This window comes from Pseudomaricurvus alkylphenolicus, from assembly GCF_011683955.1.
GTDB classification, from domain to species: domain Bacteria; phylum Pseudomonadota; class Gammaproteobacteria; order Pseudomonadales; family Cellvibrionaceae; genus Pseudomaricurvus; species Pseudomaricurvus alkylphenolicus.
This window is the reverse complement of the sequence record NZ_JAAQPI010000006.1, coordinates 284,256-300,006: the sequence shown is the minus strand read 5'-3', so window position 1 is coordinate 300,006 and position 15,751 is coordinate 284,256. Positions and strand designations below refer to the sequence as shown.

17 protein-coding genes are annotated in these 15,751 nt (G+C 55.2%); 8 read left to right on the top strand and 9 right to left on the bottom strand.

Going from position 1 to position 15,751, the window contains the following annotated elements; genetic code table 11:
• Position 1: 1 nt before the first annotated feature.
• On the bottom strand, positions 2 to 583 hold the full coding sequence (locus tag HBA55_RS17360; RefSeq protein WP_166993993.1) for a helix-turn-helix domain-containing protein: 582 nt from the start codon (positions 581 to 583) through the stop codon (positions 2 to 4).
• 90 nt (positions 584 to 673) lie between these two features.
• On the opposite strand from HBA55_RS17360, the gene HBA55_RS17355 reads away from it, so the two are divergent.
• The gene (locus HBA55_RS17355; protein WP_166993991.1) at positions 674 to 931 is read left to right on the top strand and encodes a YkgJ family cysteine cluster protein; all 258 of its coding nucleotides are present in this window, start codon (positions 674 to 676) and stop codon (positions 929 to 931) included.
• 31 nt (positions 932 to 962) lie between these two features.
• Here the strand turns inward: HBA55_RS17355 and HBA55_RS17350 are convergent, their stop codons facing one another.
• The 4 genes from HBA55_RS17350 to HBA55_RS17335 form a co-directional block, all read right to left on the bottom strand.
• Positions 963 to 1,331 carry a PilZ domain-containing protein gene (locus tag HBA55_RS17350; protein ID WP_166993989.1) on the bottom strand — a complete coding sequence of 123 codons (369 nt, stop codon included), beginning with the start codon at positions 1,329 to 1,331 and terminating at the stop codon, positions 963 to 965.
• Positions 1,324 to 3,111 carry a DUF1631 family protein gene (locus tag HBA55_RS17345; protein ID WP_166993987.1) on the bottom strand — a complete coding sequence of 596 codons (1,788 nt, stop codon included), beginning with the start codon at positions 3,109 to 3,111 and terminating at the stop codon, positions 1,324 to 1,326. The genes HBA55_RS17350 and HBA55_RS17345 overlap by 8 nt, the downstream gene beginning before the upstream one ends.
• Positions 3,112 to 3,118: 7 nt before the next feature.
• Positions 3,119 to 3,742, bottom strand: a complete 624-nt coding sequence (locus tag HBA55_RS17340; protein WP_166993985.1) for a histidine phosphatase family protein — start codon at positions 3,740 to 3,742, stop codon at positions 3,119 to 3,121.
• Between the two features lie 110 nt (positions 3,743 to 3,852).
• Positions 3,853 to 4,053: a hydrogenase maturation nickel metallochaperone HypA gene (locus HBA55_RS17335; RefSeq protein WP_166993983.1), complete on the bottom strand. Its 201-nt coding sequence runs from the start codon at positions 4,051 to 4,053 to the stop codon at positions 3,853 to 3,855.
• A gap of 153 nt (positions 4,054 to 4,206) precedes the next feature.
• Here HBA55_RS17335 and HBA55_RS17330 point away from each other — a divergent pair, with 153 nt between their 5' ends.
• Positions 4,207 to 5,544 (top strand): class II 3-deoxy-7-phosphoheptulonate synthase, encoded by a 1,338-nt coding sequence (locus HBA55_RS17330; protein WP_166993981.1) that lies wholly within the window; start codon positions 4,207 to 4,209, stop codon positions 5,542 to 5,544.
• Positions 5,545 to 5,551: 7 nt separating this feature from the next.
• Here the strand turns inward: HBA55_RS17330 and HBA55_RS17325 are convergent, their stop codons facing one another.
• Positions 5,552 to 6,469 carry a DMT family transporter gene (locus HBA55_RS17325; RefSeq protein WP_166993979.1) on the bottom strand — a complete coding sequence of 306 codons (918 nt, stop codon included), beginning with the start codon at positions 6,467 to 6,469 and terminating at the stop codon, positions 5,552 to 5,554.
• Between the two features lie 67 nt (positions 6,470 to 6,536).
• Positions 6,537 to 7,331 (bottom strand): crotonase/enoyl-CoA hydratase family protein, encoded by a 795-nt coding sequence (locus tag HBA55_RS17320; RefSeq protein ID WP_166993977.1) that lies wholly within the window; start codon positions 7,329 to 7,331, stop codon positions 6,537 to 6,539.
• A gap of 261 nt (positions 7,332 to 7,592) precedes the next feature.
• On the opposite strand from HBA55_RS17320, the gene HBA55_RS17315 reads away from it, so the two are divergent.
• A complete protein-coding gene (locus HBA55_RS17315) occupies positions 7,593 to 8,309 on the top strand; it encodes a transglutaminase-like cysteine peptidase (RefSeq protein WP_240946135.1) in 717 nt (238 codons plus the stop codon).
• Between the two features lie 8 nt (positions 8,310 to 8,317).
• Here the strand turns inward: HBA55_RS17315 and HBA55_RS17310 are convergent, their stop codons facing one another.
• Positions 8,318 to 9,943: a methyl-accepting chemotaxis protein gene (locus HBA55_RS17310; protein WP_166993975.1), complete on the bottom strand. Its 1,626-nt coding sequence runs from the start codon at positions 9,941 to 9,943 to the stop codon at positions 8,318 to 8,320.
• Positions 9,944 to 10,214: 271 nt separating this feature from the next.
• On the opposite strand from HBA55_RS17310, the gene HBA55_RS17305 reads away from it, so the two are divergent.
• A complete protein-coding gene (locus HBA55_RS17305; RefSeq protein WP_166993973.1) occupies positions 10,215 to 10,520 on the top strand; it encodes a hypothetical protein in 306 nt (101 codons plus the stop codon).
• Between the two features lie 117 nt (positions 10,521 to 10,637).
• Here HBA55_RS17305 and gltA read toward each other — a convergent pair whose 3' ends face one another.
• Entirely contained in the window at positions 10,638 to 11,927 is a 1,290-nt protein-coding gene (gltA, locus tag HBA55_RS17300; RefSeq protein WP_166993971.1) for a citrate synthase, read from the bottom strand.
• Between the two features lie 527 nt (positions 11,928 to 12,454).
• On the opposite strand from gltA, the gene sdhC reads away from it, so the two are divergent.
• From sdhC to HBA55_RS17280, 4 genes are read left to right on the top strand one after another with little or no spacing between them, the layout of a single operon-like run.
• The gene (gene sdhC, locus HBA55_RS17295; protein ID WP_166993969.1) at positions 12,455 to 12,829 is read left to right on the top strand and encodes a succinate dehydrogenase, cytochrome b556 subunit; all 375 of its coding nucleotides are present in this window, start codon (positions 12,455 to 12,457) and stop codon (positions 12,827 to 12,829) included.
• Positions 12,823 to 13,191 carry a succinate dehydrogenase, hydrophobic membrane anchor protein gene (sdhD, locus tag HBA55_RS17290; protein ID WP_166993967.1) on the top strand — a complete coding sequence of 123 codons (369 nt, stop codon included), beginning with the start codon at positions 12,823 to 12,825 and terminating at the stop codon, positions 13,189 to 13,191. Before sdhC ends, sdhD begins: the two co-directional genes overlap by 7 nt.
• Positions 13,192 to 13,194: 3 nt before the next feature.
• Complete coding sequence (gene sdhA, locus HBA55_RS17285) at positions 13,195 to 14,967, top strand: succinate dehydrogenase flavoprotein subunit (RefSeq protein ID WP_166993965.1); 1,773 nt, start codon at positions 13,195 to 13,197, stop codon at positions 14,965 to 14,967.
• Between the two features lie 18 nt (positions 14,968 to 14,985).
• Entirely contained in the window at positions 14,986 to 15,690 is a 705-nt protein-coding gene (locus tag HBA55_RS17280) for a succinate dehydrogenase iron-sulfur subunit (protein WP_166993963.1), read from the top strand.
• Positions 15,691 to 15,751: the final 61 nt, after the last annotated feature.

Here is a 15,751-nt window from a genome sequence, read left to right as displayed (position 1 = left end):
ATCAAGTGCTTGTTACCACCAGATAACACAACAGTTCACCATCGCCGCTATTGGCGATGGTGTGATTGAGGTCGCCACGATAATGGGCAGAATCACCTGCGCTGAGCTTGCATTGGCTGTCGCCGGAATGAACCACGCAACTGCCGGCGGTGACGGTCAGCAGCTCTTTGGTGCCTTCATAGTGGGGTGCGCTGTCGAGACTGGCATTGGGGGCAATACGAATCTCATAGAACTCGATGTTTTTCTCCATGTGCAGCGGTGACAGAGTGCGGATCTGCACTTCATCGTCTGAGCGGAAGAGATTGTTGGCGTCGTCACCGTGTACGATCTCAATGGTGGAGCTGGCCCAGGGTTGGTCCACCAGCTCGCCGATGGTGATACCAAACGCCTGAGCGATACGAAAGGTGACCGCCAGGGTGGGGTTGGCCTGCCCGCGTTCAATCTGGCTTAACATGGAGCGGCTGACGCCTGAGGCGGCGGCCAGTTGGTCCAGGGTCTGCTTGTTTTTCTTGCGCAGTTCTGTCACCCGGTGGCACAGCGCCTGACTGGCGGGGTCGATCTGGTTTTTACCGTTTTCGCTCATGATAGCGGATTCCCACTTCCTGGATACTGGATATTTGGCCACTATGATAATTGTTTGCGTGACAAATGCCCATTGCGCACAATAGCCCCTATGGAATGTCGATCCCAATGCGGTATGTGCTGCATCGCCCCTTCAATCTCTCAGTCGTTACCAGGCATGCCCAATGGCAAGGCCGCGGGTCAGCGTTGTGTCAATCTGGAAGAGGGCACCGATGCCTGTCGCATTTGGGGTACGGATGCCTACCCCGAATTCTGCCGAGGCTTTCAGCCCGAACGGGCCTTCTGTGGTGACAGTCGCGAGCAGGCTCAGCAAATACTCAGTTTTCTGGAGTCAGATACGGCGCCCTGAGGCCCACTAGCGCTGGTCGGTGTGCATTGTCTTAGAATTCTGGACTAAGACGGTCTGCGACCAGGTTTTTCCATTCCGCCAACCCCGTGTCGTCTGACGCCAAAACCTGTAACCCCAACATCCACTCTTGCTTTTGCGAGATTTGTCCCACCCATTTAACTTCGGTGGTTAGATGAATACGCCTGGGTTGGTCCTGCAACTGGATGGCCACTTGCAGGAGTGTGTTGAGTTCAATGGGTTGATTGACCTTTACCTGCAGTCCGTTGGCGGAAATATCGAGGCTGTTGCTTACCAAAATCTCGGCCGGCTGCAAGCCATCCGGGCTGGCGGCGGCCACTTCAATAAACACGGTTTCGTTGCTGGTCAGGCGGTATTCCTGGCGATTGTCCTGTTCATTCATGTTGTTTCTTCCTGAGTCCGCGCACGACCTTTTCCAGGCTGCTGTCGAAGTTTTCACCGCGACTGAGAATTTTCAGCTGGCGGCTTGCCATGAGTTCCATCAATTTAGCGCGGTTAAATTCCGCTGCCCGTTGTCCGACACGATCGGTGAAGATGTATTTGTCGGCCTCCTGGAGTTTTACTGAAAGCTTGATATGTTGGGAAGCGCCATCTTCTTTGCTCACCGCCAGCCAGGCCCCCACCTGCAGGGAGTCGATCGACTGCTGCAATTCGCGCGCCTGACCGACCTCCAGTGGCGCAGCGACAGGCTTTTGCTGCTGAGCCGCCAGCACCTGAGCTTCCTCCCGGGCTTTTTGAGCAGCCTGTTCTCGGGCATTGGATTCCTGAAGTCGTTGGTGAATCTTCAGGTTATAGAGATGTCGATTATTGAGGTGTTGCCAGGTTGCCCTCAGGCAACCCGGATAGAGCAGATCCAATTTCAGCGGTCGCACGATCTTGGAGATCAGCGCCAGACCGAATTCCTCAAAACCGTAGCGGGCCAGGGTTTTACCCGCGTAGTTGGTGAACAGCAGGAGATCCTTTTGTGGGCTCTTGAGCAACAATTTGCCGGCGACTTCACGGTTTTCCATATCTTGAAACAGGTACCAGTCACCTTCCTGATGTGCATCGAGATCCTCCAGGTGGCCGGCTTCTATGCGGTTTTCCCCCGCTTCCTGACGGGCACCGACCAGTGCCGGAAAGGCCTCCAGCTCCAGGGGCAGGGACTGAAGAACGGCAACAAAAGCCTCGTGCAGGTCCTGGAGAAAAGGTTGATATTTGTCCGGATCCGTAAAGGATTGCCAATAGCTCTCGTTAAGTTGTTCGATCTGAGGAGGCAGCAGCGTCATCACCTTGCGGCGATGGGCTGGCGTGTTGTCAGGACTGAAGGCCCAGGATAATACCTGCAACAAGCGTTGCCATTTTTTCCAGGTCGGGCAGCCCACACCCTCGTGAATCACCAGATATTGCAGGTCCCCTAACAGTTGGGTCTGAATGAAGGCACTTATGGATTCGGGCAACAGCTGACCGCTGAGGCGACGGCCAACGAAGTCCACCACGGTGCTTCTGACTTGCTCCAGATCCACGGAACCGGCTTCGCTCTGTTTCAGACGTTCTTCAAAGCGGTGGGTTCTCTCGCGTTCGCGATTGCGATATTGCCGAAAATTGTCCACAGCCTGCTGCATTGTGGGGCTCGAACTGATGTCCAGATCCGGTAGTGTGAGGTTGAACGCCTGCAGCCATTGCGGAAACACCTTGCCACTGCGACCGCTGCCGGGTTCCCAGATACTGAAGTGGCGAAACAGAGCGAACGCCAGCTGCGTCAGGGGATGGCCGCCATCAATGGCAATGTCGGGGCGCTGCAGTAAACGGGCGGTGAGCAGCAGGCTGAATTGGAGCGCCTGGGGTTTCACCTGGTTATGGACTTTGGCCTGGGCCCACAATTGGGAGATCAATAGATCAACAAATGGCAATGCCGGTCTCAGCTCTTCCACCAGCCGTCGTTTGGGGTGTTGTTTTAACAACCCCGTCAGCAACAGTTTCTCGTCAGTTACCGGTGTTTCCTGAATTAACTGGTTTAGAATCGGAAGGGTAATATCCCCCTTGATGCCCTGAGCAGTTGCACTGGGATCGTGCTCATGCAACAGGCGCAGGGCTTGGTGCAGGCTTTGGGTGTGACCTCGGAGGATATCTCTGATCGCCAACGCTTCGACGTCGGCATCAGGAGGGGAATCGATTGGCATGCAAACGTTACTCCGATTCGTCGTCCAGGTGTGGCGTCTCGTTAAAGGCCTTCAGGGAGCGGGTTTCCAGGCACAGCTCCGAAAAAGCAGTGTTGTTCATATTGTAGTTGACCCAGCGGGTAGTATCGTCGTGCAGGTAATGGGCGAGGGCCACTCCAATGGCAACGCCGTGGGAGACAATGGCAATGTCTTCTCCCGGGTGCTGTTGGATGATTTCCTCTATGGCCTCCACCATGCGTCGCCGCACCATGGCCTGGGATTCCCCGTTGGGGGCCGCAAAATCGGGTTCATCTCTCAGTCGGCGGGGAATATCCATTTTATCGCGCAGTTCATCGAAGGAGGTGTTCTCCCAGTCTCCTAAGTGGAATTCCATCAGGCGTTCGTCCAGATTGAGCTTCAAGCCCTGTTGCCGGGCAATGGCTTCTGCGGTGTGGCGCGTGCGCTGCAAGGGGCTGGCGTAGAGAGCGTGGGGGCGCATCACCTGAGGAAAATGCCGACCCAGCTTATCGGCCTGTCGATGGCCCTTATCGGTGAGCGCGGTATCGGTTTGACCGTGCCAGACGCGGTTGATATTGGCGAAGGTTTCGGCGTGGCGAATAAACATCAGCCGCGGTGGGCGGGGGTGTGCCATGATACATCCTCTGTAAAAACATCTCTTTGATTCTACCCCACTGGAGCCGTTGGGCAAGGGCCATGCTGTCTGCTTTTACCCTGTCTGCAATCTGTTTTTACTGTCCGCAATCAGTCGACCAGCAGTTTCATCGCGATGGCATAAAACAGGTAGGCCCAGAGGGCAAACAGCACAAACAGTGACCAGCGAGAAGGAGGTTTTGCTTGCGTGTCTTTTTCTCCGCTACTGATATTTCTCGAGCCACAGGCGGGACAGGCCCCCTGGGGGAAGCGCGTGCCTTTATAGCTGCAGTCCAGACAGATGTGAGCCATGGCGTGTCCGTTCGTTGCAATTTGTCTGAGTATAGCCAGCAAAAACCGCCCGTGTAACCCTAACTCCGGGTGCTAAACTGTTCGTGGTGCGCTGGATTCTGTATGATCCGCTGCTTGGCAATAACGAATTAAATCAAGTTCCGAGATACTCCTATGACCTCCTGGACCCCCGACTCCTGGCGCGACAAAACAGCATTGCAACAACCGCGCTACACCGACACCCTGGCACTGGCGGATGCCGAAAACGAACTCGCTGCATTGCCGCCGCTGGTTTTTGCCGAGGAAACCCGCCAGTTGCGTAAACAGCTGGCCGCCGTCGCCAAAGGCGAGGCATTTTTGTTGCAAGGTGGGGATTGCGCCGAAAGCTTTGTCGACTTCTCCGCAAACAACATTCGCGACACCTTTAAGGTGATTCTGCAGATGGCGGTGGTACTCACCTACGCCGGCCGCAAGCCGGTGGTGAAGGTGGGGCGTATCGCCGGGCAGTTTGCCAAGCCGCGTTCAGCGGATATAGAGCAGCGTGACGGTGAGGAGCTGCCTAGCTTTCGCGGCGATATCATCAATGGCTCGGAATTCACTGCCGACGCTCGGGTCCCCGATCCCCAGCGTATGCTGAAAGCCTATCATCAGTCTACTGCCACGCTGAACCTGTTGCGGGCATTTGCCCACGGCGGTCTGGCGGATTTGCATCAGGTTCACCGCTGGAATCTGGGGTTCGTTTCCGGTCACCCTCAGTGCGAACAGTATCAGCGCCTGGCGCACGATCTCCAGGATGCGCTCTCGTTTATGGAAGTCATGGGGATCAACAGCGAGAACACACCGGTGCTGCGTGAAACTGATCTGTATACCTCGCACGAGGCGTTGCTGCTGAATTATGAAGAGGCGCTGACCCGGCGCGACAGCCTGAGCGGGCAGTGGTACAACTGTGCGGCGCACATGCTCTGGATCGGTGAACGAACCCGTCAGCTCGACGGCGCTCACATTGAGTTTATGCGTGGCATTCACAATCCAGTGGGCGTCAAGGTGGGGCCGAGCATCAGCAGCGATGAGTTGCTGAAGCTGATCGATGCCCTGAACCCCGATAACGATCCCGGCCGCCTTACTTTGATCACCCGTATGGGTGCCGATACCCTGGCTGAAAAACTGCCCGCTCTCGCGAAGGCTGTCACCAGTGAAGGTCGCCATGTGGTTTGGTCCAGTGACCCGATGCACGGTAACACGGTCAAAGCCAGCAGCGGCTTCAAGACCCGCTCATTTGATCGAATCCTTACGGAAATCCAACAGTTCTTCTCAGTGCTGCGCAGCGAAGGCGCTCACCCGGGTGGCGTACATCTGGAAATGACCGGTCAGCAGGTTACGGAGTGTGTGGGCGGTGCCTATCGGGTCTCTGAAGAGGACCTGGCCAATTGTTATCGTACTCAATGTGATCCTCGTCTGAATGCTGATCAGGTTCTTGAGATGGCCTTCAAAGTGTCCGAGTTGCTGCGCTAAGCGGAACTCAACTCTCCTCCCGGTTGCCCAGATACACAGTGCAGACGCCGGCGGCCACTACCATGGCAATGCCAGCAAAGGACAACGGGGAGGGGATGTGGCCCCACAATACCCACCCCAATAATCCGGAGAACACTACGGAAAAATAGCTGATGGGCGATACGACGCTCGGTTTGGCATGACTGTAGGCTTTGGTGTAGAGCCACATCGCCAGAAAGATCGACAAGCCGATGTAAATCAGCGAGGGCCAACTCTCGATGGAGATGGGTTGCCATTGCTGTATCGCCAGAGGCACACTCAGAACAAAAGACAGCAGGAAATAATAGAACATGATGGTGAAACTGCTTTCAGTTCGGGAAAGCAGACGAGTGCCTACCATGGAAATTGCCAGCAGCGCCCCGGAGGCGAGGCCTGAGAGATAAGCCAGGTTAAACCCGCCACCGTTGGAAGCCTGGGGTCGCAAAATAATCGCCACACCAATAAAGCCTATGACAATGGGCAGCCATCGGTTTTTGGGAATCAGAATGGCGGCCCAGAGCCACACCACCAGAGGTACAAACAGCGGCGCCGTGTTGCGCAACAGATTGGCATCCACCAAGGGAATATGGCCGAGAGCATGGTAGAAGGCGAAAAAGCTGACCCACCCCCCAGCGCCTCGAATCAAATGCGTGCCGACTCGTTGAGTGGCCAGCGCACGCACACCCTTATGCAGCAACCTCGGCAGCATAACCAGCAGACAGATACCAAACTGGATAAAGACGATCAAACCGATAGGCAGTTGTTCGGTAGCCAGCTTGCCTGCTGCTGCGGCGCTACTGCCCACCAGCGCGGTGGCCAGTGCGAAAATTACGCCGAGTTTGACGTTGTCGACAGCTGCAACGGAGGGTTCGGCCTCGGCAGTGTTCATGACCTGGGGTCTGCTCATCAGGGAATACCGGACAAAAGCCCGGCATTATATCCCACCCGATCCCCTGGAAGGAGCATTTGCGCCGTCAGGATTGCGGATCGCTGAATCTGGGGGAGCGCTTTTCCATATTGGCCATGATGGCTTCTATCTGATTGCGGCTGCCCATGAGCGCCTGTTGTTCAACGCTTTCGGCCATCATGCCCGCAGGCACATCAAGTTCACTCTGTTGATTGATCAGGCGCTTTGCGGCGCGAATGGCGTCGGGGCTCTTTGCGGCGATAACAGCCGCCGTTTCCAGGGCGGCCTCCAGTGGTTGGTTGCAAAGTCGAGTGGCAAAGCCCAGCTGTTGGGCTTCCTCACCACTGAAAATACGCCCGGTGTAGGTCAATTCGCGAATAATGTCTTCACGGACAAAGGTTTTCCATAACTGGGTGCCTGCCATATCTGGTACCAGGCCCCATTTTATTTCCAGGATGCTCAGACGGGTCTCGGGGTGAACATAGCGCATGTCCGCTCCACACATAATCTGCAGACCACCACCAAAGCAGGTGCCGTGCACAGCGGCGATAACAGGCACGGGAATTTCGTGCCAGACCCAGGCCACCTGCTGAAAATCATTGGTGATGTCATAGCTGCGTTGCGTTAAATCCGTGTTCATGGATTCGGGGTCGCCGAAGAAGCCCATATCCAGGCCCGCACAGAAGGCGTTACCGGCACCGTGCAGGACCACAGCTCGAATATGAGTGTCATTCTTCAGTTGCGCACCCACAGTCAGCAAATCCTTAAACAACTCGCGGCTCAGGGCGTTCATTTTATCGGGGCGATTCAGGGTGACCTGCGCTATACCATCACGGATCTGCAGTTCAACGGTGGTGGTCATGGGAATTCCTCATAAATCAACAGCTTGACTGGACTTTAGTGTCCTATCAGGCTAATTCATCGAATTAACCAGACAGGACACTAGAGACTCGTCGGGGGGAATGCAAAGGGATAGGGGCGATTGATTGAATTGGTCATCAAAGTTGAAGGGTTTGGCCAATTTGCGACTCAGTTCTTTTTCGTTTATTCGGATCTTCTATAATGGGCTGACACGTCTATAATGCCATGACGTTCTTTTCCACATCAGTCCAGGAAGGTCGCTTTGCTGCGCAGCGGATACAACACATCATGGGGAGCGAGGCTGCGATGGCCCGGAGGTGTGGTGTTGAGCTTTGCCGTTGCCGTTGCCTCGGCCCAATTTCTAGGGCTGGATGAGCGGGTCTATCAGTATATTGAAGAAAAATACGACAGGCCGGCCCGGGAACGGGTGGAAAACTGGCAATCGCTGATGCAGGAAACCAATCTGCAACCGCAACTCACCGACGCGGAAAAAACCCGGGCCGCCAATGATTTCTTTAATCAGGTTCGCTGGATCAGCGATCTGGAGCATTGGCAGGTGGAGGATTACTGGGCCACACCGATAGAAACCCTGGCCACCAATGGCGGTGACTGCGAGGACTTTTCCATCGGCAAGTATTTCACCCTGAATGAAACCGGTGTGGACAATGAGAAAATCCGTATCACCTACGTCAAGGCGCTGGAGTACAACCAGGCGCATATGGTGCTGGCTTATTATCCATCACCCGACGCCGAACCCCTGATTCTCGACAATATCAACAAGACGATTTTGCCGGCCTCCCAGAGAACGGATTTGCTGCCGATTTACAGTTTTAACGGTGAAGGCTTGTGGCTGGCGAAAGCCCGGGGGCGCAAACTCAAGGGCAACTCTCAGCAGAGCTTGCCCCAGTGGCGGCAGGTGAATGAGCGCATGCTCAAGGAGCTGGAAGTTCGACAAACGCCGGAGGCCGAGGTCCAGTAACCCCTTGACTACATCTTAAAGCGCGAAATCAGCGAATTGAGGTCCTGGGAAGCGACATCCAGTCGATTGGCCACAGCGGTGGAGTCCTGCGCGCTGCTGTGGGCTTCACGGGCCAATTCCGCCATGCTCACCACGTTCTTGCGGATTTCCGCAGCCGCATAGCTTTGCTCTTCGGCAGCCGTGGCGATTTGAGTGTTCATGTCGCGAATGCTGCTGACCGAACCGGTGATTTCCTCGATGGAGCCTCCGGCATTGGTGGCCAGTTCCACGGTGTTGCGAGTTTGCTCCCGGCTGCTGTGCATGGCACGCACCGCCTGTGAGGCGCCGTTTTGTACCGTTTCAATGATGTGCTGAATTTCCTCTGTGGATTCCTGGGTGCGTTGAGCCAGCGCACGGACCTCATCGGCCACAACGGCGAAGCCTCGGCCCTGTTCTCCGGCGCGGGCGGCTTCGATGGCAGCATTAAGGGCTAACAGGTTGGTTTGTTCGGCGATGCCCTTGATCACATCCAACACGGCACCAACGCTGGCAGTGTCTTGTTCGAGCTGATCCATGGCTGTCGCTACCTGGTCCACCTCGCTGGAGAGGTGACTGATGGAGTGGATGGTTTCGTCCATGACTTTAAGACCGCTTTGGGCGTTGCTGTCTGCCTGGGAGGCGGCATCCGCCGCACCGGCGGCGTTGGAGGCCACATCCTGCACGGTATCCGACATTTCCTGGATGGCCGTGGATACCTGATCGGTGTATTTCTCGGTGGCCCCTGTGTGTTCGGCGATATTACTGGCGGTGTGGTTAATGGAACGGGAAGCGTCCTGGAGTTCGGTCGATGTATCCCGGACCTTGCGTAAAATGGCGACAATTTCCGATTGCATATGGCTTAGGTTTTCGGACAGTTGGCCAAGCTCGTCGCGCCTTGTGGTATCTATGGAGGTTGTAAAGTTGCCATCTGAGAGTTCACTGATCTTTTCCATAACCCGGCGCAAGGGCGTTAAAAAGGTGTTCTTCAGGACCAGCCATAAAAAGATAATGACCAGGGCTGTCACACAAAATACGGCAATCGTGGACCAACGGCTGACGGTCTGGCTTTGTTCTTCGACCTCCCGGCTGAATGCCTGGCGTTCATTGGTGAATTCTTCGGCAGCCTGTGTCAGTAGCTTGGAAGGAGCCCGGTCAATGCCTTTAACGGCTTGATCGCCCGCCTTGGAGTCGTAGCTGGCGGCTACAAATGCTTCATAGCCCTGGGCGTATTTCAGACCCATTTCGCGATGCGCACTGATAAAGCCTTCCACCTTATCTCTTTTCTCCGCCGAATCGATACTGGCGATCAGTGCTTCTCCCTGATTTTGAATGTCCACCTGATGCTTGTTGAAACGCCCCCAGTATTTTTCCCGGTTGCCGTCGTCGTAGCCGCGCAGCAATGTGTTTTTCCATTCCTGTACCTGCACTTTAAAACTGAAGTTCATATGGTTGATCGCGTTTTCTATACGCACGTGTTCCTTCAGCAGCGTTCGATAGTCACCCAGACTGCCATTGAGTGCGATCATTGCACCGAGAGAGACCGCCAGGAGACAAATCAGGCCTCCCATGACCAGAAGAATCAGTTTTATTTGCAGGCTGTGACCGTCGACTTTCATGGTTGTCTTTTCCTCATCCCAATTTTCGCCGGCATCCGGCAATCAAAGTATAGTTTGAGATCAGTGGGTGTAAATTTTGCACAAACACGATGGGCGGTTAAAATAAATGCAATTCGACGGAATTTTGACGGCTCTTTAGAAAAAACAGGTTGAAGACTCTTTAGAAGAGACCGGTTGAAGACTCTTTAGAATTAGAAGAGACAGGTTGAAGACTCTTTAGAATTAGAAGAGACAGGTTGAAGACTCTCTAGAGGCGATGGGTTTAAGGCTTATGACTAGGGTTTCTCGCAGAAAAGCGGTGAAGGTGGCGGCGGAGGAGATTCGCCTGCAGCGTTTTAAGCTCGATATCTGGGCGCAGGCCAAAGTGCTGGCCAGAAGCAAAGGTACGCGACAGCGCCTGGAATATGCCCGGCTGCGTTGCCAGGAGATCTTGAGAAATCCGCAGGCGCGGGCCTGTGATCAGGAAGAAATCATTGCTGCCCTCAATCGTCGGCAACGTCAGTTTCTCTGGGAGGCGGGGATGCTGCTGGTGGGATTAATTGCCCTTTTGGTAGTTTCACTACATGGGCTCAGTTGAAGAATGGTGAATGCTTGCTAAGCAGTTGATTTTTCAGAGAAAGATAATCAATAAAACACAAAAAAAGGCCGCGTAAGCGGCCTTTTTTGTGAGGGGTAAACCCCATTTTTAAGCGAATTAACGCTCTTCCACAGGCACAAATGTGCGCGGGGTGTAGCCGGTGTACAGCTGGCGGGGACGACCAATCTTGTAGGGATTGGAGATCATCTCGTGCCAGTGGGCAATCCAGCCTACGGTGCGGCCGGTAGCAAAGATCACGGTGAACATATCGGTGGGGATACCGATGGCCTTCATGATGATGCCGGAGTAGAAGTCGACGTTGGGGTACAGCTTCTTCTCGATAAAGTATTCGTCTTCCAGGGCGATCTGCTCCAGACGCTTGGCGATGGCGAGCAGAGGATCGTTCTCCAGGCCCAGTTCCTGCAGAACCTCGTCGCAGGACTCCTTCATGACCTTGGCACGCGGGTCGAAGTTCTTGTAGACGCGGTGGCCGAAGCCCATCAGGCGGAACGGATCGTTCTTGTCCTTGGCCTTGGCGACGTATTCATCGATACGGTCGACAGAGCCAATCTCTTCCAGCATGGCCAGAACCGCTTCGTTGGCGCCGCCGTGAGAGGGGCCCCACAGGGTGGCGATGCCGGCTGCGATACAGGCGAAGGGGTTGGCACCGGAAGAGCCAGCCAGACGCACAGTTGAAGTGGAGGCGTTCTGTTCGTGATCGGCGTGCAGCAGGAAGATCTTGTCCATGGCACGGGCCAGAACAGGGTTCACTTCAGGATCGTCACAGGGGGTGCCGAACATCATGTGCAGGAAGTTTTCTGCGTAACCCAGCTTGTTGTTGGGGTACATGAACGGCTGGCCCACGTGGTGCTTGTAGCACATGGCGGCCAGGGTGGGCATCTTGGCAATCAGGCGGTGAGCGGAGATCTTGCGGTGCTCGGGATTGTTGATGTCCAGAGAGTCGTGGTAGAAGGAAGACAGGGCGCCAACCACGCCACACATGATGGCCATGGGGTGTGCATCGCTGCGGAAGCCGCGGAAGAAGCGGGCGATGTTCTCGTGCACCATGGTGTGGTTGGTGATGATGTCAACGAATTCTTTCTTTTGCTCGGCGTTGGGCAGTTCGCCGTTGAGCAGCAGGTAGCAGGTTTCCAGGTAGTCCGACTTGGCCGCCAGCTCTTCGATAGGGTAGCCGCCGTGCAACAGAACGCCCTTGGCGCCGTCGATGTAGGTCAGCTTGGACTCGCAAGACCCGGTGGACATGAATCCGGGGTCGTAGGTGAAGTAGCCTTTACTGGTCAGGCTGGTAACGTCGATGACGTCCGGGCCTGTGGAACCAGAGTAAATCGGTAATTCGATGGATTCATCCAAACCGTCGACCGAAAGGTGCGCTTTCTTATCAGTCATTACGGACTCCTGTTGTAAGAAATGTGTGTACAAGCCCTCTATAGTACCGGCCTTTTGAGCCGTTTATAAGGACTGTGAGGCGGGGCACACTATAAGGCGCCCATTGGGATTGTCAATTGAAATCAGTCTGTAAAAATCGAGATATTCCCCTTGTTTTCCCCGAAAACGCCGTATTCTGGTGGCTTCGCGCAGGTTTGTAATTTGTTGGTCACAATTGGTGCGGGGCGGGTCAAACTGGTGCAGTCGGTGGATTGTTGGTCACATCGTGGATTTTTACACCTCAACAAAGACCGGGGAATGGGACTTTAGTCGAACTAAGTGGCTGAAATTGTGTGTATTTGTTGTTTTTTTACAGGGGGATCTCTATAATTTCGCGCGTCTTTCATGGGGCTAATTTTCACAAGGCGTGTTAACCATTGGGCACGGTTTGTGTTTACTACCTATGCTGGGGGATGTGCGGTTCGGCCCTGGGTCGGCTGCAGACTACAAATGCCTGTCTATTGGGCGAAAAAAGGTGTGACTCGACCGTGAACAAGAACAGACCTGTCAATCTTGACATTGCCACGATAAAACTTCCCATAACCGCCTATGTATCCATCCTTCACCGTGTTTCAGGTGTCATCCTGTTTGCCGGTGTGGCGATTCTGCTGTGCATGCTCGACGCCAGCCTGGAGTCGCCAGAAAGCTTCGCCGCTTTGAAGGAAGGGCTGCAGAATCCAATCTATCAGTTCTTCATCTGGGGAACCCTGGCGGCGCTGGCCTACCACATGGTAGCCGGTATTCGTCACCTGATTATGGATATGGGCATCGGAGAAACTCTTGAGGGTGGACAGTCCGGCGCGAAGATCGCCCTGGTTGTTGCCGTCGTATTGATTGCATTAGCGGGGGTTTGGGTATGGTAACCGCAGTAACAAGCTTTGGTCGTAGTGGCCTCTACGACTGGATGATTCAGCGCGTAAGCGCCGTGGTAATGGCCGCTTACACCTTCTTTATTGTAGGTTTTATTCTCAGCACACCTGAAGTGACTTACACAGCCTGGCAAGAACTCTACAGCCACCTGTGGATGCGCGTCTTTAGCCTGGTCACCCTGATCTCCCTGGCCGCACACGCCTGGATTGGTTTGTGGGCCGTTCTGACCGATTACCTCACCACTCGCATGATGGGCTCCAAGGCCACTGTGCTGCGAGTATTGGCGCAAATGGCGCTGGGTGTAGTCACTGTGACTTACACCGTCTGGGGTATCGAAATTCTGTGGGGGTTTTAAGTAATGGCTAATATGCGAACGATTTCTTTTGACGGTATTGTGATTGGTGGCGGTGGCGCTGGTATGCGCGCCGCACTGCAGCTGGCCCAGTCCGGCTACAAGACCGCTGTAATTACCAAGGTGTTTCCAACCCGGTCTCACACGGTTTCCGCCCAGGGCGGTATCACCTGTGCAATCGCCTCTGAAGATCCCAACGACGATTGGCGCTGGCACATGTACGACACCGTCAAGGGTTCCGATTACATCGGTGACCAGGACGCGATTGAGTACATGTGTTCCGTAGGCCCCGAGGCTGTATTCGAGCTGGACCATATGGGCCTGCCGTTCTCCCGTAAGGAAAATGGTCGCATCTACCAGCGTCCTTTCGGTGGTCAGTCCAAAGACTTTGGCCGCGGTGGCCAGGCAGCCCGTACCTGTGCAGCAGCCGACCGTACCGGCCACGCTCTGTTGCACACCCTGTACCAGGGGAATGTTAAGAACGACACCGTGTTCCTGAATGAGTGGTTCGCCATCGACATCGTCAAGAACCAGGACGGTGTGGTGACCGGCGTGATCGCCATGAACATCGAAGATGGTGAAGTGGTTTACGTCAAGTCCAAAGCCACTGTATTCGCCACCGGCGGCGCCGGCCGCATCTACGCGTCCACCACCAATGCCCACATCAACACCGGCGACGGTGTCGGTATGGCCCTGCGTGCCGGCTTCCCGGTGCAGGACATCGAAATGTGGCAGTTCCACCCGACCGGTATTGCCGGCGCCGGTGTACTGGTCACCGAAGGTTGTCGCGGTGAAGGTGGCTACCTGATCAACAAAGATGGCGAGCGCTTTATGGAGCGTTATGCGCCTAACGCCAAAGACCTGGCCGGCCGTGATGTTGTGGCCCGATCCATGGTTCTGGAAATCCTCGACGGCCGTGGCTGTGGTGAGGAAGGCGACCACGTATTCCTGAAGCTGGACCACCTGGGTGAAGAGACCCTGAACGCCAAACTGCCTGGCATTCTGGAACTGTCCCGTACCTTCGCTCACGCTGATCCGGTTAAAGAGCCGATTCCTGTTGTTCCAACCTGTCACTACATGATGGGGGGTATCCCCACCAACGTTGACGGCCAGGCTCTGACCACAGATGCCGACGGTAACGACAAGGTGATCGACGGTTTCTACGCCTGTGGTGAAGTTGCCTGTGTATCCGTACACGGTGCCAACCGCCTGGGTGGTAACTCGCTGCTTGACCTGGTGGTATTCGGTCGCGCCTCCGGCCTGTTTATCGAGAAGGCCCTGCGCGAAGGTATCGAGCACCGCGAAGCTTCCGAGTCCGACCTGGAAGCCGCCATGGATCGCCTCAACCGCGTTAACAACACCAACAACGGTGAAGGCGCTGCTGAGCTGCGTAAAGAACTGCAGAACACCATGCAGAATCACTTCGGTGTGTTCCGTAAGGGCGAGTTCATGCAGGAAGGCATCAAGAAGCTGGCCGATCTGCGCGAGCGCATTGAGAACGTCAAGCTGGCTGACAAATCCAACGCCTACAACACCGCACGTGTTGAAGCGCTGGAACTGCAAAACCTGCTGGAAGTGGCCGAGGCAACTGCTATCGCCGCTGAAGAGCGCAAAGAGTCCCGCGGTGCTCACGCCCGTGAAGACTTCCAGGATCGTGACGACGAAAACTGGTTGTGCCACTCCATGTACTTCCCGGGCGAGAAGCGCGTTGGCAAACGTGCAGTTAACTTCGCACCGAAGACCATGGAAGCGTTCGAACCTAAGGTTCGTACCTACTAAACCGGGGGATTGCAGACAATGTTGAAAGTAGAAGTTTATCGTTATAACCCTGAGACGGATTCCGCCCCTTACATGCAAAGCTATGAGGTGGACACGCAGGGTAAAGACCTGATGGTGCTGGATGTGCTGGAGTTGCTCAAGGCCCAGGACCCTTCACTGGCGTTTCGTCGCTCCTGCCGTGAAGGCGTGTGCGGCTCCGACGGCATGAACATCAACGGCAAGAACGGCCTGGCCTGTATTAAACCCCTGTCCGAGTGTGTTGAAGGCAACACGCTGATCCTGCGTCCGCTGCCCGGCCTGCCGGTGATTCGCGACCTGGTGATCGACATGAGCCAGTTCTACGCCCAGTACAAGAAGATCGAGCCTTACCTGCAGAACGACACGCCGGCTCCGGCGATCGAGCGCCTGCAGTCTCCCGAAGACCGGGCTAAACTGGATGGATTGTACGAGTGTATTCTCTGCGCTTGCTGTTCTACCAGCTGTCCGTCGTTCTGGTGGAACCCAGATAAATTTATTGGCCCGGCCGGCCTGTTGCAGGCATACCGCTTCCTCGCGGACAGCCGTGACACAGCGACTGAAGCCCGACTGGCCAATCTGGATGATCCGTTCAGCGTATTCCGCTGCCACGGCATCCAGAACTGTGTTTCCGTGTGCCCGAAGGGGTTGAACCCCACTCGCGCTATCGGGCATATCCGTAACATGTTGATTCAAAGCGGAACCTAATAGCGCTGTCAAAGAAGGCCGCCCACAGAGGTGGCCTCTTTATCAGGTACCGTATTTAGTG

Bases quoted from the DNA above. Each gene is read 5' to 3' on its own strand.
- HBA55_RS17360 (WP_166993993.1), bottom strand. From the start codon at position 583: ATGAGCGAAAACGGTAAAAACCAGATCGACCCCGCCAGTCAGGCGCTG.
- HBA55_RS17355 (WP_166993991.1), top strand. From the start codon at position 674: ATGGAATGTCGATCCCAATGCGGTATGTGCTGCATCGCCCCTTCAATC.
- HBA55_RS17350 (WP_166993989.1), bottom strand. From the start codon at position 1,331: ATGAATGAACAGGACAATCGCCAGGAATACCGCCTGACCAGCAACGAA.
- HBA55_RS17345 (WP_166993987.1), bottom strand. From the start codon at position 3,111: ATGCCAATCGATTCCCCTCCTGATGCCGACGTCGAAGCGTTGGCGATC.
- HBA55_RS17340 (WP_166993985.1), bottom strand. From the start codon at position 3,742: ATGGCACACCCCCGCCCACCGCGGCTGATGTTTATTCGCCACGCCGAA.
- HBA55_RS17335 (WP_166993983.1), bottom strand. From the start codon at position 4,053: ATGGCTCACATCTGTCTGGACTGCAGCTATAAAGGCACGCGCTTCCCC.
- HBA55_RS17330 (WP_166993981.1), top strand. From the start codon at position 4,207: ATGACCTCCTGGACCCCCGACTCCTGGCGCGACAAAACAGCATTGCAA.
- HBA55_RS17325 (WP_166993979.1), bottom strand. From the start codon at position 6,469: ATGAGCAGACCCCAGGTCATGAACACTGCCGAGGCCGAACCCTCCGTT.
- HBA55_RS17320 (WP_166993977.1), bottom strand. From the start codon at position 7,331: ATGACCACCACCGTTGAACTGCAGATCCGTGATGGTATAGCGCAGGTC.
- HBA55_RS17310 (WP_166993975.1), bottom strand. From the start codon at position 9,943: ATGAAAGTCGACGGTCACAGCCTGCAAATAAAACTGATTCTTCTGGTC.
- HBA55_RS17305 (WP_166993973.1), top strand. From the start codon at position 10,215: ATGACTAGGGTTTCTCGCAGAAAAGCGGTGAAGGTGGCGGCGGAGGAG.
- gltA (WP_166993971.1), bottom strand. From the start codon at position 11,927: ATGACTGATAAGAAAGCGCACCTTTCGGTCGACGGTTTGGATGAATCC.
- sdhD (WP_166993967.1), top strand. From the start codon at position 12,823: ATGGTAACCGCAGTAACAAGCTTTGGTCGTAGTGGCCTCTACGACTGG.
- sdhA (WP_166993965.1), top strand. From the start codon at position 13,195: ATGGCTAATATGCGAACGATTTCTTTTGACGGTATTGTGATTGGTGGC.
- HBA55_RS17280 (WP_166993963.1), top strand. From the start codon at position 14,986: ATGTTGAAAGTAGAAGTTTATCGTTATAACCCTGAGACGGATTCCGCC.